Source organism: Anaerolineales bacterium (genome assembly GCA_015075725.1).
Lineage (GTDB): Bacteria > Chloroflexota > Anaerolineae > Anaerolineales > Villigracilaceae > Villigracilis.
Genome location: JABTTV010000001.1, coordinates 4,535,324 through 4,556,550 on the forward strand (window position 1 = coordinate 4,535,324; position 21,227 = coordinate 4,556,550).

General features: G+C 55.0%; 19 protein-coding genes. 10 read left to right on the plus strand and 9 right to left on the minus strand.

Features of this window, described 5'->3' with window-relative positions; all coding sequences use genetic code 11:
• Positions 1-1,738 precede the first annotated feature (1,738 nt).
• Positions 1,739-3,580, plus strand: a complete 1,842-nt coding sequence (glmS, locus tag HS100_21770) for a glutamine--fructose-6-phosphate transaminase (isomerizing) (GenBank protein MBE7436559.1) — start codon at positions 1,739-1,741, stop codon at positions 3,578-3,580.
• Positions 3,581-3,624: 44 nt separating this feature from the next.
• Here the strand turns inward: glmS and HS100_21775 are convergent, their stop codons facing one another.
• On the minus strand, positions 3,625-4,866 hold the full coding sequence (locus HS100_21775; protein ID MBE7436560.1) for a hypothetical protein: 1,242 nt from the start codon (positions 4,864-4,866) through the stop codon (positions 3,625-3,627).
• A gap of 103 nt (positions 4,867-4,969) precedes the next feature.
• Here HS100_21775 and HS100_21780 point away from each other — a divergent pair, with 103 nt between their 5' ends.
• On the plus strand, positions 4,970-5,404 hold the full coding sequence (locus HS100_21780; GenBank protein MBE7436561.1) for a CMP deaminase: 435 nt from the start codon (positions 4,970-4,972) through the stop codon (positions 5,402-5,404).
• Between the two features lie 32 nt (positions 5,405-5,436).
• Here the strand turns inward: HS100_21780 and HS100_21785 are convergent, their stop codons facing one another.
• Positions 5,437-5,970, minus strand: a complete 534-nt coding sequence (locus HS100_21785) for a hypothetical protein (GenBank protein ID MBE7436562.1) — start codon at positions 5,968-5,970, stop codon at positions 5,437-5,439.
• Between the two features lie 5 nt (positions 5,971-5,975).
• A complete protein-coding gene (locus HS100_21790) occupies positions 5,976-6,560 on the minus strand; it encodes a winged helix-turn-helix transcriptional regulator (protein MBE7436563.1) in 585 nt (194 codons plus the stop codon).
• Between the two features lie 205 nt (positions 6,561-6,765).
• Here HS100_21790 and HS100_21795 point away from each other — a divergent pair, with 205 nt between their 5' ends.
• The 8 genes from HS100_21795 (at position 6,766) to HS100_21830 (ending at position 13,488) form a co-directional block, all read left to right on the plus strand.
• The gene (locus HS100_21795) at positions 6,766-7,095 is read left to right on the plus strand and encodes a DUF2834 domain-containing protein (protein ID MBE7436564.1); all 330 of its coding nucleotides are present in this window, start codon (positions 6,766-6,768) and stop codon (positions 7,093-7,095) included.
• Positions 7,092-7,304 carry a Fe-S cluster assembly protein IscX gene (iscX, locus tag HS100_21800; protein ID MBE7436565.1) on the plus strand — a complete coding sequence of 71 codons (213 nt, stop codon included), beginning with the start codon at positions 7,092-7,094 and terminating at the stop codon, positions 7,302-7,304. The genes HS100_21795 and iscX overlap by 4 nt, the downstream gene beginning before the upstream one ends.
• Positions 7,291-7,935 carry an NADH-quinone oxidoreductase subunit NuoB gene (gene nuoB / locus HS100_21805; GenBank protein MBE7436566.1) on the plus strand — a complete coding sequence of 215 codons (645 nt, stop codon included), beginning with the start codon at positions 7,291-7,293 and terminating at the stop codon, positions 7,933-7,935. The genes iscX and nuoB overlap by 14 nt, the downstream gene beginning before the upstream one ends.
• Positions 7,932-9,677 carry an NADH-quinone oxidoreductase subunit D gene (locus tag HS100_21810; GenBank protein MBE7436567.1) on the plus strand — a complete coding sequence of 582 codons (1,746 nt, stop codon included), beginning with the start codon at positions 7,932-7,934 and terminating at the stop codon, positions 9,675-9,677. Before nuoB ends, HS100_21810 begins: the two co-directional genes overlap by 4 nt.
• 8 nt (positions 9,678-9,685) lie before the next feature.
• A complete protein-coding gene (locus tag HS100_21815) occupies positions 9,686-10,318 on the plus strand; it encodes a 4Fe-4S binding protein (protein MBE7436568.1) in 633 nt (210 codons plus the stop codon).
• Between the two features lie 63 nt (positions 10,319-10,381).
• Positions 10,382-11,455, plus strand: a complete 1,074-nt coding sequence (locus HS100_21820) for an Mrp/NBP35 family ATP-binding protein (GenBank protein MBE7436569.1) — start codon at positions 10,382-10,384, stop codon at positions 11,453-11,455.
• A gap of 197 nt (positions 11,456-11,652) precedes the next feature.
• The gene (locus tag HS100_21825) at positions 11,653-12,321 is read left to right on the plus strand and encodes a hypothetical protein (GenBank protein MBE7436570.1); all 669 of its coding nucleotides are present in this window, start codon (positions 11,653-11,655) and stop codon (positions 12,319-12,321) included.
• Positions 12,322-12,459: 138 nt separating this feature from the next.
• Positions 12,460-13,488 (plus strand): peptidoglycan-binding protein, encoded by a 1,029-nt coding sequence (locus tag HS100_21830; protein MBE7436571.1) that lies wholly within the window; start codon positions 12,460-12,462, stop codon positions 13,486-13,488.
• A 97-nt stretch (positions 13,489-13,585) separates the two neighbouring features.
• Here HS100_21830 and HS100_21835 read toward each other — a convergent pair whose 3' ends face one another.
• From HS100_21835 to HS100_21860, 6 genes are all read right to left on the minus strand, one after another.
• Positions 13,586-13,750, minus strand: coding sequence for a YqaE/Pmp3 family membrane protein (locus HS100_21835; GenBank protein MBE7436572.1), 165 nt, complete (start codon positions 13,748-13,750; stop codon positions 13,586-13,588).
• Between the two features lie 107 nt (positions 13,751-13,857).
• On the minus strand, positions 13,858-15,921 hold the full coding sequence (locus tag HS100_21840) for a 4Fe-4S binding protein (protein ID MBE7436573.1): 2,064 nt from the start codon (positions 15,919-15,921) through the stop codon (positions 13,858-13,860).
• A 42-nt stretch (positions 15,922-15,963) separates the two neighbouring features.
• Entirely contained in the window at positions 15,964-18,381 is a 2,418-nt protein-coding gene (locus HS100_21845) for a cation-translocating P-type ATPase (GenBank protein ID MBE7436574.1), read from the minus strand.
• Positions 18,382-18,577: 196 nt separating this feature from the next.
• On the minus strand, positions 18,578-19,489 hold the full coding sequence (locus HS100_21850; protein ID MBE7436575.1) for a class I SAM-dependent methyltransferase: 912 nt from the start codon (positions 19,487-19,489) through the stop codon (positions 18,578-18,580).
• Positions 19,486-20,202, minus strand: a complete 717-nt coding sequence (locus HS100_21855) for an alpha/beta fold hydrolase (GenBank protein MBE7436576.1) — start codon at positions 20,200-20,202, stop codon at positions 19,486-19,488. The genes HS100_21850 and HS100_21855 overlap by 4 nt, the downstream gene beginning before the upstream one ends.
• 185 nt (positions 20,203-20,387) lie before the next feature.
• On the minus strand, positions 20,388-21,182 hold the full coding sequence (locus HS100_21860; GenBank protein ID MBE7436577.1) for a GNAT family N-acetyltransferase: 795 nt from the start codon (positions 21,180-21,182) through the stop codon (positions 20,388-20,390).
• Positions 21,183-21,227 lie beyond the last annotated feature (45 nt).

Consider the following 21,227-nt stretch of genomic DNA (forward strand, 5'->3'; position numbering starts at 1 on the left):
TGGGTTTTCGGACCGATCAAGCTGCGGCTCAAACAGCTCACGAATATCTCAACATCACTGTTTGCGCGGGACCCGAGGATGATTCAGCTAGCGACCCGATCGGTTTGTACTTTACACGCCCGCAAATGGGAAGTTTGACCAAATACGCCGAATGCACCGAACTTGGCGGCGGAGCGGATGGAAGCGCGGGCGACCCCGGCGACCTGGTCGTCGTCGCCGCGGACTACAACTTCACCTTCATCGTCCTGCCTCTGTTCGGAATCCAGCCCGATATGGTCCACCTCGCATCCTATCGTGTGGGGCGGAATGAAACCTTTGAGACCGCTCAGATCGTAAACTTCCCCCCACCAAACCCGGGCGGCAGCGGCGGCGGATTCGTGTATTACTCGCCGACAGCAACAATGACGCCCTCCCACACTCCTACCAACACATTTACGCCGACGAATACGCCAACGAATACCCCATCGCGTACGCCGACCATTACACGTACTCCAACCATCACTCGCACGCCCACCATAACGCGCACTCCCAGCCATACGCCCACGCCGACGAACACGCCGCTCCCCTCCTGCAGCCTGATCCTGATCGACCGCACGCGCTTCAATGGGGATAGCTTCGAGGCGCGCGTCCGAAATGATAACGTGGCAACCGCTTATCTGATCAGTTCGACGCTCACCTGGGTGCCCTCGCCTCTCGGCGGCGGAAAATACATGGACAGAACGATATTCGACGGTGACGAGTACTATAACCCAAGCGGCACCAGCGGAGCGGGAATCACCCAATCGCCGCAGAATACGAGCGCACCTTCCGGCACATTGCCCTTGAGCGGCAACGGCACCCGAGCCACCTGGGATGCGGATTCCAACAGTTCGACCTGGTCCGGCGCATGGACGGTCAGCCTGACATTCGATTTCCCGAGTTGGGGAACCTGTACGGTTACCAGCAGCATCAATAACTATACCCCGACTCCGACTCAAACATTCACACCGACGCGCACACCGACCATCACGCGCACGCCAACCATCACGCGTACGCCGACCATCACGCGCACGCCGACCATCACCCTCACGCCGACCATCACCTTCACGCCATCGAGAACGCCGACGCGAACCGTTTCGCCGACTCCATCCAACACGCCGACGCGCACCCTCTCGCCGACGCCATCCAATACACCGACCAGGACACCCACAAGGACGCCGACGCTCTCGCCAACGCCGACGGTCGTCACCCCGACGCCGACGAGGACGCCAACGCCTACCTTTACACCAATCTGTACAGACTGCTAGACGTCGTTCGAGAAAAATAAAAAAACAACCGCCATCCGAAATGTTGGCGGTTGTTTTTACGGTATAATTTTGACTCCGATCACGAAAGGAGCGTAAGAGACACATACAAATGGGAAAGACAGCGCATGGACCCCGCAGATCGCGGGGTTGACGAGGATGAAGGTTCTCCATTGCGAAATGGAGTTAACCAACTTGCCGGTCTCGTAGGGTGAAAGTCCATATCGAGATCAGCAAATTGGAAAAATCGAGAGATCAGCGGAAGCCTTCCGGGTCTGCCACGACCCGCCCATCTTTCCCTCCAGATGAATCCCTGAGGACAAACCCTGCGGGCAACCGCGGTACAAAACCCAGGGCGCGGCAAAAATTCGAGACTGCGCAACCGGCATACTGTCCAATGAATGAAGCGCCGGTTCGTCGGTCCACAAAACACCAAAATTGGAGGATCCCCTACCATGTGTGGAATCGTAGGTTATATCGGTCCGCGTGAAGCGACACCGATCATTTTAAACGGATTGAAACGGCTTGAGTACCGCGGCTATGACTCTGCAGGCATTGCCGTGATCAATGACAATCAGATCGACATCCGCAGGGATGCGGGTAAATTACAGCAACTGGTAGACCTGGTGAGCAAATCGCCGCTTAACGGCGCTCCGGGAATAGGACACACCCGCTGGGCGACTCACGGCGCTCCCTCCGCCCGGAACGCGCATCCGCATATCAGCAACAGCGGCAGGATGGTCGTGGTGCATAACGGCATCGTGGAAAACTTCCTGGAGCTGAAGGACGACCTCGGTTCCGAGGGCGTGACCTTTCATTCGGAAACCGATACTGAGACGATCGTGCATCTCGCCGATTATCACAGGTCGGCCGGTTATTCGTTCGAGGAGGCGGCGCGGCGCACCTTCAAGCAGATCGAAGGCGCAAATGTGATCCTGCTGCTTTCAACGGACGAGCCGGACAAGATCATCGCCGCCCGCATCGGGAACGCGGGGGGCGTCGTGGTAGGCTTGGGCGAAGCCGAGAACTTTCTCGCCTCAGACATACCCGCCATTTTGGAGCATACCCGGCGCATGATCTTTCTCGAGTCGCGCCAGATGGTGGTGGTGACCAAAGACAGCGTACGTATCGAAACACTTGACGGAGAGGAAGTCAAGCCGGAGATCCACACGATTGCGTTCGACGCCGTCTCGGCGGAGAAAGGCGAGTACCGTCATTTCATGCAGAAGGAAATCCATGAACAGGTGCGCGCGTTGACCGATACCCTCGCCGGACGTGTGGATTTCAAAGAGGGGCGCATCCGCCTGCCGGAACTGAACCTGACGCCGGAACTTGCCAGGCGCATCCAGCGGATTTACATCACCGCCTGCGGCACAGCCGCCTACGCAGGCATGGTTGGAAAATACCTGATCGAGAAGATCGCCCGCGTCCCAGTGGAAGTGGTGATCGGCTCGGAGTTCCGATACAGCGATCCCATCATCGACGAGAACACGGTAGTGCTCGCCATTTCGCAATCCGGCGAGACGGCCGACACCCTTGCCGCCATGGAGGAGGGACGCCGCAAAGGCGGCATCATCTGGAGCATCGTCAATGCCATCGGCTCGCAAGCCATGCGCATTGCCGACGGTTACATTTCGATGCAGACCGGACCGGAAATCGGCGTGGCATCCACCAAGGCGTTCACTGCCCCGCTGGTCGACCAGTACATGCTTGCCATCCTGCTCGCAGATATGCGCGGGATGCTCGAAGAGAAAACGCGCAAGGAACTCGTCGCAGACCTGCGCCTCGTCCCCGACCTCGTGGGACGTGTGCTCGACACCGAACCCGAGATCGAAAAAGTGGCCATGGCGCTCAAAGATATTAAAGGCTGCCTGTACCTTGGCAGGGGTATCAACATGCCAATCGCCTATGAAGGCGCGTTGAAGCTCAAGGAGATCTCGTACATCCACGCCGAGGGTTACCCTGCCGGTGAGATGAAGCACGGTCCGATCGCCCTGATCGACGAGGAAATGCCTGTGCTTTGCATCGCGCCGAAGGATCCCTGGCACGAAAAGATGATCTCGCAAATTCAACAGGCGAAAGCGCGCGGGGGCATGGTCGTGGCGGTCGCAACCGAAGGCGACGAGCTTGTAAAAAGCATGGCAGACCATGTGCTTTGGATTCCCGACGCGCCCTGGATGCTATCTCCCGTGGCAACCGTGCTCCCGCTGCAGATGCTTGCCTATCACATCGCCGCCATCCGCGGTTTGGATGTGGACCAACCGAGAAACCTGGCAAAAAGTGTGACTGTGGAATAAAAAAAACAGCCGCCCGAAAGGCGGCTGTTGTCTAATAATCGTTCTTATTCACCCATCGAGACAGCCATCACATCGTAATAGGTTCCGGCGCCAAACCCATCGAACAGGACATGATCGCCCAGGTTGAGCTTCGGCAGGTTGCGCAGAAAGGCGATGATATTCGAAGCGGCGCTGACGTTGCCAAAATCGCTCAACAGCCAGGGCATGGGGAATTCGATTCCCAATTTGGAGAGATGCTTGGCTTTGAGGGCATTGATCTTGTAATTGGCATGATGGACGATCCCCATCGAGATGGATTTGCCGGAATTGCCCATGCGCTCCATCAGCGAGTGATACTCCCGGTAGACATCCTCCACCACCTGCACGCCCGTGCGGACGAACAACTTCACCATGCCCATCAGGCCAGCCATTTCCACCGCCTCGCCGTTTTTGGGCTCGTTCATCAGCCCAGCCACGCGGATCCCGTTCTCCGAGTCGCGGGTAACATCCAATAACGAGGTGTCCGCTTTCAAGCCGGGATGCGGGTATTCCATCTTCACAGCCAGCAATCCCTCTTCATCATACGTTTCATAGCTTTTGCCGACGAGGAAGCGCATCGTCCTGCCGGGAATGACGCCGATCGCACCCATGCCGTTGCCGAACAATTGCAGCGCGTTCTTGTCGGTTGTGTTACAAGTAATCCGGCTCAACCCCTCTATGCCGCCAACAAGCACCTTTTTTCCGCGCAGGTGGTCTGCAATGTTTAACTGCCCGGCTTGGGAAAGGTTCGGGTTCAGCGCCAGGTGCAGGGCGCCCATCGAGCCGTCGCATGCTTTATGTACGGAGACTTTGAGCGCATCCTCCGGAATCCCGGCCATTTTGCTTATCTGCCGGATGTAATCCAAGGAAATCGGACCGGTCATCCCGATCAAAACTCCCTCGATCTCGGACGCTTTCCATCCGCAGACTTCCAGGGTTTTTTTCAGCAAGCGTGAACCAACTTCCAATTCCAGCTGAAGGCTTTCCGCTTCGGTCAACTTCGGTACATGCTGCCGATAATTAAAGCCAAGTTCAGCCAGATTCAAAATATCATCCGCTTCGAACGAACTGCCATTCCGCTCTGCGAGAAAGGACGGGAGGGAGGCGTTGCTGTAACTCTCCCCCCAGGATCCATATGCGCCTCCGATCCCAAGCCGGGAGCTGTACACACCCTCCATGCCAACCGGCACGCCGGGACCGACCGGAATCACTGATCTTTCAACATTCGGGCGCTCATAAAACGATGAGGCAGCGGGATTGTCAGACATATGTTTGCTCCTTTTGAGAATAAAACACCAAAGAGGCGAAATGGCTTCCCCGAAGCGGCAGCCAGCGGGTAGAATAGCGCGCAATACGTTTTTGGAGATAATTATGCGACCTGACTGGGATTCCTATTTTTTGAAGATCGCCTATGCGGTGTCGGAACGAAGTACCTGTGACCGCGCTTTTGTGGGATGTGTTCTGGTGCGGGAAAAACGGATTCTTACCACCGGTTTCAACGGCTCGCCCGCCGGGCAGGGACATTGCGATGAGATCGGTCATCTCATGGTGGATGGGCATTGCGTCCGAACGATCCACGCGGAGACCAATGCCATCATCCAGGCGGCGCTGCACGGGGTTTCCACTAAAGGGTCGACCTGTTACGTCACGCACCTTCCCTGCATCAATTGCACCAAGGCGCTGATCAACGCGGGAATCACCCGTATCGTTTACAGTGTTGCCTACCGCTCGGACGAGAACGCTGAAAATTTCCTCAAGAACGCAAATATCGAAGTGATGCAAAAAGAGATCACCCCGGCTCCATAGCGCACTGTCCGATCGATTCTTTGGATTTGACATCAATCCAACAATTCGTGCGACAGGATCAATTTCAAAAAAGATGTCTCGCAATGGAAAATCCGCCCGCGCCTCCCCGCCGGGAAATCACCCGAAAGGTCCTCGCCGAAGGCGAATTCGGATTCGCCAACGTACAAAAAATACGTGGGTCCCGTCTTCGAATATTCCTCATCCCAGGAAATCTCCCCCTCGGCAACCTTCAACCCGGACTCTTCCAAATGAGCCGCCCGGCGGTTGGCGAAGTAGATGGAAATACCGAATATCCCTAAAACGATAGGGGGAATCGAACACATGACCAAAAGGTTCACAGGATCCGAAAGGAAGGCTTTTCGGGCGCTTTCGTTCGAGAAAGTCATGCCGAAGAAAATGCCCAACCCCAGCAACAGGAAAAATATGACGAGCGGCAATCCGCCCCGTTGCGACCGGCGGATTCCATCCGCCATGCCTTTGATGAACTCCGTCTGGCTGGGTGTAATGAATCCCCGCTGGTTGGACGCCAGGTCCTCCGGTTTAAATTCGTAAAACGTTAATTTCATCTGGCTCATTTTGTCTGAAAAAAATAAGGACAAGCCGCTTTTATAGCCGGTTCGGGTTTCTTTGCCTTCTCGACACTGCGTCCGAGCGCCTGTTCCAGCAGGGTTTCGTCGATTCTACAGATTTCCGGGTGGCCGGCAATCACCCTTGCGTACGGGCAGCGGCCGAAGACTATGCGCGGCCCGCCTGCGCCAGCCTCCCAGTGGGCTTGATAGTTCATTTCATTCAACTTATCGATGAGCAGCGCCAGACGCTTGCTCATCGGTTGATTTGCAAACCCGCTTTCATCCAAAATGATGCGCGCCACAGACTTCATATCCAGTTTTGAGTTTGCCGCTCCCAATATCGCATGAGTTAATGCGGGAAGGTTATCTCCCAGCATGGATTGTGCCAGCGAATACTGCTTTTCCGGTCTACCCCTGCCATCGCGATTTTTAACGCTGGTCAATTCCACCCTCCCATCCGAACAGAGCACCGATAAATGATGCCTCACGTTGGGCGGGGAGAGTTTCAACGCGCGCGCGATCTCCCGTGATGAAGCGGAGCGGTTTTTCTTAAGATGCGCAAGGATTCTCTGACGGGATGTGGACATGGTGAAAATTCAATGCAAGAGAGCAGGTAGATCCGCCAGACAGGGGATCAGGATCCAGTCCGGAGTGAGGCGGGCTCGTCGTGGTTGATTTGGAGAGCGTCACCCGGCTGAGGTGATTATACTCATAAATCCATTTTTGCAAATATATATTTCCATAATTCGATTGACGGTTTACCAACCCGTGCTTATAATCGCGGGGATTGTGATGGAAAACACCACAGTGAAAAAGACCCTCTACTTATCCCTGGCAATTCTCGGTTTCATCCTCCCATATTATTTCATCATCAATTTTTATACAGCAAACGAAATGACCACCCTGGCGGCGCTGGCGCAAGTGCTAGCGCTGGATTGGGGCGCGCTCATCGCGGCAGACCTGACGATCTCCGTTCTCGCGGCATGGATGTTCTATTATTCGGAATCCAAACGCCTGAACATGAAGAATTGGTGGTTGTATCTGTTAGCGACGCTGTCGGTCGGGCTTTCCTTTTCGCTTCCCTTGTTCCTGTATTTCCGCGAACGTCATATAAATTCATGAGTCTGAATTGGGAAGCCACCTACGCCATCGCGATGGAACTTCACAGAACCCATAAAGACGTGAACATCGAGGAAGTTACTCTGAAAAAAATCTACGAATGGACGCTGGAACTTTCGGAATTCGAGGATGATCCCGCGCTCGCGAACGACGACATCCTTTACGCAATCTACCAAGACTGGTACGAGGAGCACATTCATGGAAGAAAATAAGTACGAAGGCTTGAACCTGCCGAACTACAACATCCCCGAAGACATCCAGAACGTGGTATCGGTTACCACGCTCGACCGGCTCTACAACTGGGGGCGCCGCTGGTCGGTCTGGCCCCTGATGTTCGGCCTGGCGTGCTGCGCCATCGAGATGATCGCCGCGCAAGCCGCCCGTTACGATATGGCGCGCTTCGGCATGGAGGTCATGCGCCCCACCCCGCGCCAGGCGGATATGATGCTCGTCTCGGGCACCGTGACGAAAAAGATGCTGCCCGCCCTCATTCGCCTGTACAACCAGATGCCCGAACCCAAGTATGTTGTGGCAATGGGCGCCTGCGCCTCGAGCGGAGGTCCGTTCAAGGAAGGGTACAACGTGGTGGCCGGCATCGATAAGTTCCTGCCCGTCGATGTCTATATCCCCGGCTGCCCACCCACTCCGCAGGCATTGATCGCGGGGCTGATCAAACTCCAGGAAAAGATCGACAAACAATCCATTAAAAAAGTGCGCTGGTATCAAAAAGGCAAAGCAGACGCGAACTATGTGCCGATGCCCATCCTGGGACCCGACCTGATCGATGTGCGCCGCAATGCCGAATACAAGGAAGCCGCCGCCAGGAAGGAAGGTGTCGCATGACCGCCCCCGCCTCAACCCAGACCCTTGACCTTGCCGCTCGTTTCCCGGATTTTGTCTCCGCCGATGCCCGACCCGGCTTTTCCGGCTTTATCGTCAAAAAGGAAAATCTTGTCGAGGTCGCCACGACACTTCGCGACGAATTCGGCTTTGACCTGCTCTCCACCGTCACCGGCGTGGACTACCCCGCCGAGAACAAGATGGAAGTTGTCTACCACGCCTTTCGCACAACCGGCGGACCCGGCATCGTTTTCAAAACCCAGGTGGACCGCGTCGATCCGGTCGAAGTGCCATCGCTCATCAATGTGTGGCACGGCGCGGACTTCCAGGAACGCGAAACCTGGGACCTGATGGGCATCAAGTTCACGGGCCACCCGGACCTGCGCCGCATTTTGATGTGGGAAGGCTTCGAAGGCCATCCTCTCCGCAAAGATTGGAAAGAGGCATTCTTCGAAGAGGAAACAAAACCGTTCAAGAGCCGCTGGCCCGAGGGCAACCACCTTTACGCTGAATTCCGGAATCCGTACCGCGATAATCTGAACTTCCCCCCCGGTTTTGACCCCGATCAATACCAGCCGCAGACCGAGGATCAACTCTATTTCTCCCTCGAGCGGTCCAGCATCAAGCCGAAGGATGGCGACCTGAAGACAGATTCCATCGTGGTGAACATGGGTCCGCACCATCCATCCACACACGGCGTTTTGCGCGTGGCAGTGGAATTGGACGGCGAAACCGTCACCAGCCTCAAGCCTGTCATGGGCTACCTGCACCGAAACCACGACAAGATCGGCGAGCGCAACACCTACCTCCAGATCATGCCGTATACCGACCGCCTCGATTACTTCAACTCGATGGCGAACAACTTCGGCTACGCGATCACGGTCGAAAAACTGATGAAGATACCTGTCGCCGAGCGTGCGGAATACATCCGCGTCATTATGGCGGAATTGACCCGCGTGCAAAACCACCTGATCTTCATCGGGATGCTGCTCAACGATCTGGGCACGTTATATACCCCCGCCCTGTACGCCTTCGAAGAACGCGAATTGATCCTCGATATCTTCGAAGCCGTCGCAGGCGCGCGCATGATGTGCAATTACTTCCGCTTTGGCGGCGTCGTGCGCGACATCCCCGACGATGTGATGCAGAAGATCAAGGATCTGGTCCATGACCGGCTACCCGCGAAGACCGACGAAATGGAACGCTTCCTCAACGAGAACGAGGTGCTGGTGGCACGCCTGAAGGGCATGCATGTCCTCAACGCCGAGGAAGCGGTCGGAAATTCCGTCACCGGACCCTGTCTGCGCGCTGCGGGAGTGCCGTACGACCTTCGCCGCGCCGACCCGTACTCGGTCTACGACCGTTTCGACTTCGATGTGGCCGTGCGTTACAACGGCGACATGTATGATAACTATCTCATCCGCTTCGACGAAATCCGACAGTCGCTCAGGATATTGGAGCAGGCGATCAAACAAATCCCGCAGGGACCGATCAATTCGCAGAAACCACAGTACCAGGTCCGGGTCCCGGCAGGTGAGGCGTATGGACGGGTCGAATCTCCGAAGGGCGAACTCGGTTACTATGTCGTCTCCAACGGCAAACCGAATCCCTACCGCTATCATGTGCGGGCGCCTTCGTTCATCAACCTGACCGCGCTCGAAACAATGTGCAAAGGCAACAAGATCGCCGACTTCGTCGCCCTGCTTGCGATGCTCGACATCGTCATGGGTGAAGTGGATCGATAGGAGAGATCATGTACGGAAAAGGCATACTGAAAGGTCTGAGCGTCACCTTAAAACGCTTCAGCGAAACCTACCTCGACGATATCGTGTGGTGGCTGCGCGGAAAAAAACGCTATTACACGACCGAAGGCGTGGCGCATCGTTCATCGAAAAATACACGCGGCATCTTTACAGTCCAATATCCGGAAGAGCAGTTGATCACGCCGGAGGAATTCCGCTACGTGCCCTTCCTGGTGTACGACGAAGGCGCCGACGGGAAGCGTGAACACCGCTGTACTTCGTGCGGAATTTGCGCGAAGGTTTGTCCGCCGCAGTGCATTTGGATCGTGCGCACCAACGACCCGAACACCGGCAAACCCGTGCCCGAGCCCAAAGAGTTTTATATCGACATGGATATATGCATGAACTGCGGCTTCTGCGCAGAATACTGCCCCTTCGATGCGATCATCATGGATCATAATTTCGACATCGCCTCATACGATCGCAATGTATACAACCTCGAAAAACTTTCGAAGCCCGCATCTTATTACCGACAGATCCGGCCGCTGAATTACCAGAAGAACGAAGACGAGCGGAAGGCAAAGGAAGCAGCGAAAGCCGCAAAAGCGGATGCATCAGCTTCCGCGGCAGCGCCTGCGACTTAATGTCATTGCGGGAGCAAAGGACATGGCTTTCCCCGCAGCGACATATCATCTTTAGGAATATAAATGACCCCAACCAAAGAAGCTGTACTAAAAGCCCTCGGCACGGTTCAAGAGCCGGACCTCGGGCAGGACCTCGTAACCCTGAACATGATCCGCAACCTGGACATCCAGGGCGACAGGGTTTCCTTCACCGTGATGCTGACAACACCCGCCTGCCCCCTGCGCGGAAAGATCGAAGCGGATTGCCGGGCAGCGCTGAAAAGCGTCGAAGGCGTAAAAAATGTCGATATAAAAATGGATTCAGACGTTCCCAACGACGGGCGCATGCGCGGTCTGGTCAACATGCCAATCCGCAATGCGATCGCAGTCGGATCGGGCAAGGGCGGTGTCGGGAAATCCACGGTCTCGGTCAATGTTGCAGTAGCGCTGGCAAAGGCAGGCGCGCGCGTCGGTCTCATGGACGCGGATATTTATGGGCCCAACACACCCACGATGCTCGGCGTGGAAAAACTCCCCCCGCCGAATGGGCAGCGTATCATCCCCGCCGAGGCGTTTGGATTGAAAATGGTCTCGATGGGATTGCTCGTCAAGCCGGGACAGCCCCTCATATGGCGCGGTCCGATGCTCAACTCAGCCATCCGCCAATTCCTGGGCGAAGTGGAATGGGGTGAACTCGATTACCTGATCGTTGACCTGCCCCCCGGCACGGGTGATGCGGCTCTATCCCTTGCGCAGGCGTTACCCCTCAGCGGCGCGATCATCGTGACCCTGCCGCAAATGGTCTCCCTCGAAGATGCCGGGCGCGGATTGAACATGTTCAAAACCCTTGAAGTGCCCATTCTCGGCATTATCGAGAACATGTCCTGGCTGGAAATGCCCGACGGCTCGAAGATGGATCTTTTCGGATCGGGCGGCGGCGAAAAGCTTGCAATGGAAAGCGGAACCCCCTTCCTCGGTCAGGTTCCAATCGACCAGAACGTTCGAATCGGCGGCGACAGCGGGAAACCCATCGTCGAGAGTCATCCTGATTCGGTCGTCGCAAGGTCATTTACGGACATCGCCATGAAGATCGCGCAGAAGGTTTCGGTGGCTGCCCTTGGGGCGAACAACAGCCTGCCGATCAATATTGTCGAGTAGCATAAACCCTTTGTCAGTGGAGGCTGCAGAACAGGAGCGGTTGCAATCCCGGTCCTGTTTTTGTTTCTCCGCATCCAGGTCCGGACCATAAACGATAAAAGGCAACTTTATGACATTCGCGACTTGGCATCCACCACCGGAAGGCGTATAGTTATTTCAAAAATATTATTTCCGCGTTCCAGAAAGAGAGCAGCACCATGCAGATTTTTTTTCGAGCCATCCTTGTCATCCTGGGTATTGCTTTGGTCTTCATGACATGGACCGCCTATTCCCTTGAAATGTCGCTTGAAAAATTTTTCATGCCCCAGATCGGGCTTGAATTCGCCCGGACTCCGGAAGAGATGGAGGAGCAACTCGATAATCTGACAACAGGCAAAGAGAGGGCGGAAGGCGTGCAGGTGCAGAGGAACATCTTGATGGGAAGGCTGAACAAAGCCCTTTGGGGCGATTCGCTTGTATTCATACCGATCTACACAGCCCTGTTCTTCGCTCTCGCAAATCATCTCCGCCTGTCGCCTGCCCCTGACGGAACCCGGTACTATTACTTCATCCTGACGGGCATCGCCATCGCCGCCGTTTCGGATTGGATCGAGAATTACTTCATCTGGAAATCCCTGCAATCGGACGCACCAATAGCCTACTTCGATATCAAGTACTTCGCCTGCTTTGCCAAGTGGCTCATGATTGGAGCGGCGGTTTTCTTCACATCGATGGGATTCCTCCAGTTGAAGAAATTTGGAATTGCCGTCCCTGGTTTCATCAATGCCGCCATTCTGGTGATCGGCGTGATCCTCAACCCTTTACTGGTTCAGGCAGGGTTTGGAATGCTGGGAATCCTGCTTCTTCTCACTGCAATATTCCTATAGGCGCACCAAAAGCCTCATCAAAAAGGGATTGCGGCGGGACGAACCCGTTCGGCATGCCCCGTAATTCCCCGCATGGTACCTATGTCAAATTGATGGAATGGGCGGTAAGTTGTAAACTTCGTGGAAGAGGAAAACATAATGAGAATAAAACTTGTTCCCGCCCTTATCCTAATTGCCGCGCTCGTCGCTGCATGTAACCTGCCCTCCGGCGCGCCCCAACCTGAAAACGATTTCGACATGGTCTCGACCTATGCCGCACAGACCGTCGAAGCGTCATTAAACCAGAGTCAATCTACAGCCACATCCTCGACTGGGAACCAGCCGACAAGCCAGCCGGGACCGGGAAGCGTCCAACCGACCGCCACCTCCCAGCCTCAACAGGCGGGTCAGCCTACCGCCACGTCCCTTCCGTGCAACCGCGCGTCTTTTGTGGAAGATGTGACCATCCCGGATAATACCAACATCACGGTCGGAAAAGCCTTCACGAAAACCTGGAGACTCAAGAACGTCGGCTCATGCACCTGGACCTCCGGCTATCAACTCATCTTCGACTCCGGCGACCAGATGGGAGGTCCCGCCTCACAGCAATTGACTAACGGCACAGTGCCGCCGGGACAGACCATCGATGTTTCCGTGAACCTCGTCGCACCGAACTCGCCCGGGACATACAAAGGCAACTGGAAATTGAAGGATTCGGGCGGTGCAATCTTTGCCCTTTCAACCGGGCCGTTCTGGGTCCAGGTCAAAGCCACTGCCGCGCCGGATTGGCCCACACTTAAGAAGGGCGACAGCGGTAATGAAGTCTATGCCATTCAATTTCTTCTGCTCCATCACGGGCAAACTCCCGCAGCTGACGGCATTTTCGGAAACGAGACCCAATCCGAAGTGGAAGATTTCCAGACCTTGAAGAATCTCAAAGAAGACGGCATCGTCGGACCCGAAACCTGGCAGGCGTTGATCGTCACGGTCAAGCAGGGAGATACAGGTCCCGCCGTGCGTGCCGTTCAGCAGCTCCTGAGAGGCAAATTTGGATTCAACAACGTCACAGTGGACGGTATCTTCGGTCCCATCACCGCCCAAGCCGTAAAGGATTTTCAAGCCTCCAAAAACATCACCTCCGACGGCATCGTCGGACCGAACACGTGGCAAAAGCTGATCAATAATTGACAGTTTGTTCTCCGCGTTCTTCCACGACCTATCTGCCCTTAAAAACGAACTCACCCCGGAACGTTCGTTCCGGGGTGAGTCATATTTATCACCGTCGCTATCGCAGGATTACCCACAACGCATGAATGACGCCGGGGAAACCGCCAAGGAAGGTCAACACGAGATTGATCCAAAAATCATTATCGATCGTGTTCTTCTTCAAATACACAGCCAGCGGCGGGATGAGAAGCGCGACGATCACTTGTAATACCTTGTTATCCATATCTGTTCTCCTTTGAAATGAACTTGAAATGACGAATTCAAAGGTATGAACACCGAAGGAGGCTGATTCGTTGCGGGGGCTGAAAGCGGGATTCGAAGTATCCAGGATCATCTGAGAATGAATTTGTCCTGGTTTTCATCATAGGCAAGGATCAACACCCTGCCTTTTTCAAAACTCACATCACCGGAAAATAACCGCCGATAATCGCTCAGATCATCCTTCAGCCATATCTCCACATGATGCGTTCCCGGTTCGATCTCCAAAAATTCCAGCGCAGAGATGCGCCCATTGCCGCTGATGCCGGAAGGCTCATAGGTATCGTCCAAGATCGTATTTCCATCCACCATCACCCGCACACTGATGGGAAAATGAACGCCGCCGAAAATTTTCACGGGGTCTGCGCCTTCCGGCAGAGTTACGCCTTCGGGAATTGCCGCAGCCTCGATCCGACCTCTGGCGTCGACCGCGATCCGCAGCGCACTTCCATCCGCCGCTTTCATCCCTGCCCGAGCATCGAGGGGCAGTGCCAGCGCAAACAGACCAAGCAACAACACAGTCCCGACAAGTCCGCCCACAAGGGAGGGAATTAACTTATTCCGTTCCTTCACCGGGGGCAGGGCCGACTCTCCGTTCCCGTTTTGCGACCCGTTATTATGAAATTCGGTCAAAAAGGTTTCCACCGCCCCCACATCGCCAGGAGTCGTCTCGAGCCAATGCAAACCCCTGGTCGTCAATGCGGGGCGCAAATGCAGGCGATTAAGAATCCAATGCGCATCCTCCCGGTTTGGAGAGTCGTCGTAAGGCTGTGAGAGGATGACAACGCTGCGCGCGCCCTCCTGCTGAAGCGATTTGATCCATTCGATATTGACCGCACCCGCAGACGGCAACACCGCCGTGACTACGCGCGCCGCCTCCCCCTCCCCCCAACTTGACACTGCGACATGATCGTGGTCCTTCCCGATATTGAGCCGGGCAGGCAACCCGCCCAGCGCTTCATCGCGTTGACTCGCAAACAACACCGTGACGGGATTCCCCGCCTGCCGTTCTCGATGCAAGGCTCCACGCACCGCGCCGAAAGTCTGTTCGCTGTTATAACCACCCTGCAAGTCTATCGCATCCGTCGGGCAAGCCCCCGCGCAGATGCCGCACCCCGTACATTGCGCGGTGTTTATGACGGCTAGTTTGTTATAGATCGTCTCATCGTTCCGCGGAACCATGCGGATGGCATCGTACGGACATTCGGCATAACAAATATTGCATCCTGTGCATTTCGGGTCATTGACCACCGCGGGACCCAGATCTTTTCCGCGCGCCAGCCAGGGCAGGAGGAATAAACTCCCGCCAAGCAGGACTGCCAGCCCCCAAAAGATCAAATTGCCCCATTGATCGATCAACGGAAGGAATCCGAGGTAATAGGCATCCATTGGCACTGACTCGACAAGCTTCGAAAGGTCCGCTTCTGCAAACATTTCCACAGGCTTGATGAGGGAAAGGATCACCAACCCCACGACCGCCTGAACACTCACCCAGCGGGGCGACCACCAGCGGGCGCGTGAAAGCTTCAGACCGTGAATATAAATACCCAGAAAACCGATCAACGGCAGGAAGACATGCAGGAAGATGATGATGACGAAATTCGAGAACGTGCGCGATTCGATATCCGCCGCGACGTAGGTCAGGCCTGAAGTGCCGCCAAGCGTTTGCATCATGTATTCGGTCATCCACTGTGCACGTTGATCCCAGACAAGCCAGTAACCGAACGTCCCCGTCAACCACGTCCCTGCCAGCATGATCCAGCCGCTCGTCCATGCCAGCCAGCGCTGACCCCAGTATTTATCGCTGAACAGCATCTTCAGAAGATGAAGGACGATGAGCAAGATCATCGCATCGCTGGCATAACGATGAACACTGCGCATGAGCGAGCCAAACCAGGTCGAATCGATCTTTACGACGGTGGCATGGGCGACATCCAGTCCCGGACGATAGAGTACTGTCAGATATACTCCTGTGGCGATCAGCACCAGGAGCATGAAGATGGTCAAGGTGCCGAGATGATAGAGGGGGTTGAAATCCGATTTGGCGAATCGGTTGATCGTTCCTTCGAGTTTTGTCCACAATTTTTCAAGAGAACGGAGGATTTTACGGTCTGCATAAGGGTTCGGAAGTGTCATTAATTGAATTCCAGATTTGATGTTTGTATTGAGTTTGACCGGTCATGACATCGGCGGCTTTGTGCGAGCACCGCCTTGATCGAGATTCGGGTCGTTTCCATCCAACAATGGATAATTGTTCATCTTCATCGCGTTGCTGGTGACGAATATGCTGCTCGCCACCATTGCAAACGCGGAAAAGACGGGCTGCAACAAGCCCGCCATCGCCAGCGCAACGCCCACCAGGTTATAGACCACCGCCCAACCGAGGTTTTGCCGCACGCGCTTCATCGACTCGCGGGAGAGATCGATCAACCATGGGACCATTTTCAGATCATCCCGCATCAAGACAATGTCCGCTGCGGTTCGAGCGACATCCGTGCCGTGGTTCATGGCAAGTCCCACGGTCGCTGCGGCAAGCGCGGGACCATCGTTGATCCCGTCGCCGACCATGGCGGCATTTTGCGAAAGCCGTCTCATCTTTTCGTCCGGCATCAGCGCGGCTTGCACGGGAACACCAAGCGTCCTTTGCCAGCGTTCGCCCGCGCTGGATTCGTCCCCGGTCAACACGCCAAGTTCCAGTCCGCGCGACTGCAATTGAGTCATAACTTCTTTCGCTTCCGCGCGGATTGTCTCTCCAAGCCCCACCACCCCGACGACCTGCCCATCCCACCCGGCATAGACGATGACCAAACCCGCTTCCCTCCACGCCTCAGCCTGCTTGCTCATTTCCTCAGGCATGGTCAACCCCTCGGCAGACATAAGACGAGCAGACCCGATGTAAATTGGAGACTGGAGGCTGGGGATCATAGACCGGTCATTGGCAATCGGTAATCGACCGACGACGCCCAGCGCGGGGAGGGATTTGAAGGATTCTAGTTTTATCAATTCGATCCCCTGTGATTTGGCATATTCCACAATCGCCTTCGCCAAGGGATGTTCCGATCCGTTCTCAACCGAAGCAACGATTTGCAGAAACTTTGCTGAATTTGAGAATACACCTTGAACTTTCATCGGCAATTGACTGAGTGTGCCGGTCTTATCAAAGAACACTTTTTCGACCTTTGCCAATCTTTCCAACGAGGCAGTGCTACGCAGGATGGCGCCAGATTCAGCGGCGCGTTCGAGCGACAGCCAGAGCGTGAGCGGAGTTGCCAACCCGAGCGCGCATGGGCAGGCAATCAGCAAAACGGACAGCGCAACTAGCAGTCCCTGCTCGAAGCCAGAGATGGCATTCCAAATGAGGAAGGCAATTGCGGCAAGTGTAAGCGCGGCGGGGGTCATCCAAGCGGAAAGTTTATCAACCAGGCGTTCGAGGGGGGAGCGTGCCCAGAGGGCTTCGTGTAAAAGCCTGCCGATTTGTCCCGCCATCGTGGATTCGCCGACAGCGGTTGCAATGACTTCGAAACTGCCGTCGAGGTTGATCGTGCCAGCTTTGACGGAGTCGCCTTCGCGGTGTGTGGCAGGCCTGGGTTCACCGGTGAGGAGCGATTCGTCCACATCCCCTTCTCCAGAGGCGATCAAACCGTCGACGGGGAACCGGGCTCCAGGGCGGACTCGGAGGCGCATACCTGGTTTTAGGTCAGATACGCTCACATCTTTATCCGCTTCGTTTGTGACGACAGTGGCTGTATCCGGAATCTGCTCCAGCAATTTCATCACCGCCTTGTTGCTGGATTTATGCGCCTGCATTTCGAGCCAGCGTCCAACCGAGACGAGGAAGATCAGCATGGTGACGGTATCGAAGTACAGTCCGCCCTGACCGACGATGAGATGATAAACCGACAAACCAAACGCCGAAAACGTGCCGATGGTGATGAGCGTGTGCAGGTTGGGCTGCCCGCGCAGGAGGGAAGCGAAGCCCGCGCGAAGAATCGGCAGACCCAGCAGAAGCAAAACAGGAATGCTTGTCACCAACATCATCACCTGGAAGAAATCCACAAGCGGCTGGGACTCAGGCGTTGCCCAACCGAAAATTTCCCGCGCATAAATACCTGCGCCAACAATCATGTCGTGCAACACCATCACGCCGCCGATGAGCAGGCGCATGTAGAAAGACTCTTCCTCATCGTAGGGCTTTTCGTTTGGCAGGATGGCTTTGTAGCCAAGAGCCTTGATGCGCTTCTTAAGTAATTTGGGATTGGTGATCGAGGCGTCGTAGGTGAGGTTTGCCTGTTGTTGAATGAAATTTACGTCTGCCGAAGCAACCCCTTTTGTTCGTTTAAGTTGTTCACCCACGAGCCACGCGCAGGAGGAACACCACATCCCGCCGAGCGTGAGGGTGAGGTTTTCTACATCCGCTACGTTGGCAAGGACTGTTGGTTTGGCGGGAGATTCTTCGAGCAGAGCAGAGACTTCTTTGCAGGATGGGCAGCAAAAGACATCTCCCCTCTCATTCCTAAGAGGGTGTAGTGTTGTCAGCCCACACAAGGAACAAGTGGCGTGAGATTTAATTTTGGAAGCGCTGGTTGCTAAGGCCATTGTGAAAAAAATATCAAGTCAGATTATCAAGGAAAAACCAGATAAAAACTGTGACTTTTGTTACGTTTTTCTGTTTAGTTTCGCTCATACAGTCCGCCGTCTGTGACGATGGCGGTTTACCCTGCGAGTGATGTCATTGTGCGTGACTCAATCTTCAGTGTGCGCTTTGCGCTGCACAAACTGAAGATTGTGGTACTTATTTTCTCGCAAACGTCAAATACAACGGGAACGACCCCGTCGCGGTGAACGTCCCGTCTTCAATTGCGCGGACGATTCCTGCGCTGTCAATGGCGTGGTGAAACCAGTGACCATCCTCTTCCGTGCCGCCGCCCGCGACGACGGTTTCGACGTCCAGTTTCAGCCATTTTTCTTCGTTGTCAATCGTGTTGGCGGTCTTGGCGAGTTCGAGATAGTTGCGTTGTTTCTCGTGCTGATACGGTGGAAAGACGTGCATGACGCGGTCGTTGAGGCGCACGTCGTACACGTCCAATCCAGCCTGGGTTGCCAGCAACGGCACGCGCACGCCGACGGTGTCGTCGCCGCGACCGAGCGCCTTTTTGCCTTTCATGAACAGCAGGTTGATTCGATAATACTCGCGATACCATTCCTCATCGCGTTTGCCGAAGTGGATGCTGTCATAATTCGCTATCGCGGAGTTGGTGTATTCCGCCGCGAAGAAGACTCCGCCCGATTTAAGAACCCGCGTCATTTCCTTGACGACGGCTTGCGCGTCGCGGACGTGAGTCAATACTGTCTGACAGAGAACCGCGTCAAAGGATTCGTTTTCGTATTTCAAGTTGTGCGCGTCGCCCTGCTCGAAGGTGAGGTTCGTCAGTCCGTTGCGAGAGGCGTAGGCGTGGGCGTCTTCGAGGGGCTTGGGTTCAAAGTCCACGCCCAGGATTTGCAGATCAGGTTGCAGGTCCGCAAGAAGAAGCGAAATGCCGCCGCTGCCACAGCCCACGTCGAGGACGCGTCCGCTTTGGGGTAAGTCCAGAAGCAGGAGGATGATCCGCTCGAAGTAGTCAAAATTCCAGAAAGTCTTCATCCGCAGGCGCAGGAAGGCGGAGTGGTCGTCGTCCGACCAGGGGTTGACGGTGGGCTGGCTCATTTGTTTTCTTTTGCAATTTCAAGCAATACTTCCGCCAGTTCCTTCGGCATGGTGATCATCGCGTCGTGACCTGTCGGCAGACTGCGGAAATTCATCCCCAGCCCTGTGAGCTTCTTTTCTTCGGCGGCAATGTCTTCATCCGTCATACCTTCGGAGCAGCGGATGAACGTGGACGGGATGGATTTCGTCTTTGGGTTTTCGAGTGTGACGGGTGTGGTCAGTGTCTTCAACGGATGCGGAGTCAGTTTCGATTGCACCCGTTCCAACTCCGCGCCATTGATGCCGAACGTCCACTCCATAATGGGCGGACAGCGCCACGCATTCCCACTTTCGGTCGCTTTCTTCTTGAAGAAGTCCCACGTCTCTCCGATTAGATCCGCCAGCGATTTTCCGTTTTCGGGAACAATGCCATCGAGATTGACGATGTGCGCGACGCGTTCGGGGATTTTGTCCGTGACGACGTGAGCCATGAATCCGCCCGAACTGTGACCGACGAGAATCACATCGCGCAGGTTTTTGGATTCGCACAGGTTCACAATTTCTTGAACGTGCGTGTTCAGGTCAATGTCATCATTTAGCATATCGGCGCGTTCGGCGAGTCCAGCCAATGTCGGCGCGTGGACGTCGTGTCCCGCCGCTTTCAACAGCGCGGATAATTTCTCCCAGCACCAGCCGCCGTGCCACATGCCGTGAATGAGGATGAAGGTGGTCATATCGTTTGGTTCTCCTTTGGCGATTTTAGAGTTGAAGCGCAAGTGTATGTGCAGGGTGGAAATCAGCAAATGACTTTTGTTACAAATGGTAAATTCAAAAGCGGTTCATCGAATCATACATAAAGGTCGAATGTTATTTTCCCGTCGCTGTGATGAGGTCACAGATCAGATTAGGGTTAAGGTAGTCATTCATGCCCACTCCAAATAAAAGCGTCAACGGTGGATACGGTTTGAAAATCCAGTTGTTGATAGATTGGAAAACCCGAGGGCGTGGCGAAAAGGACGGCTTCCTTGTATCCCGCGCGGCGGGCGGACTCCATGGCAGCGAGGGTGAGGGCTTTACCAAGTTTTTTGCCGCGATGCTGGGGCAGGGTGGTGACGTGGTAAATCCCCGCACCATGTTCGGCTTTCAACAAGGTCGAGATGGAGCAAGGCGCACCCTGCCAGCGCGCGAGAAAATGTTCAAACATGGGATCAGGTTCGGCGAGCGAGTTGGCAAGGATTTGTTGAAAATCCGTGCGGCTCGCTGCTGGTTCGTCAAAGCCTTCCATGAGGACGTTCAGCCAGTTGGCTTGCTCCTGTTGGGATTGGACGCGGACGATCTCAACCTCTTGCAGGAGAGGCAGTTCGGGCAGGTTGTCAAGTCCGCGCGACATGCAAGGCATTCCTGTGAAATGTTCGAAGCGAACATTTTTCGAATTCAAATAATCGCCCAATCCAGGCGTGCCAGAGTCCGACCAAACCGCCCAGAAAAACGGGAGGTCCTTCGAGAGGAAGGTTTCGAGAATTGGATCAATGACCTTGCTTAAATCTCCCGCGCGGATTTTTGTGCTGACAACGCCATTGAAACGGTACAAACTCCGACGCCCCGTCGTAAACCAGGCGACCTCATCGGTTTCGATGAAGTCGCCGTTCAGCAGGCGGGCAATGGCTTTGTAGTAGGTCAGGATATTGTCTTCAATTAATTGGATGTGATTCATATAACCATCCTGTTAGGAGGGCGAGGAAGAGAGAATGATTCACAA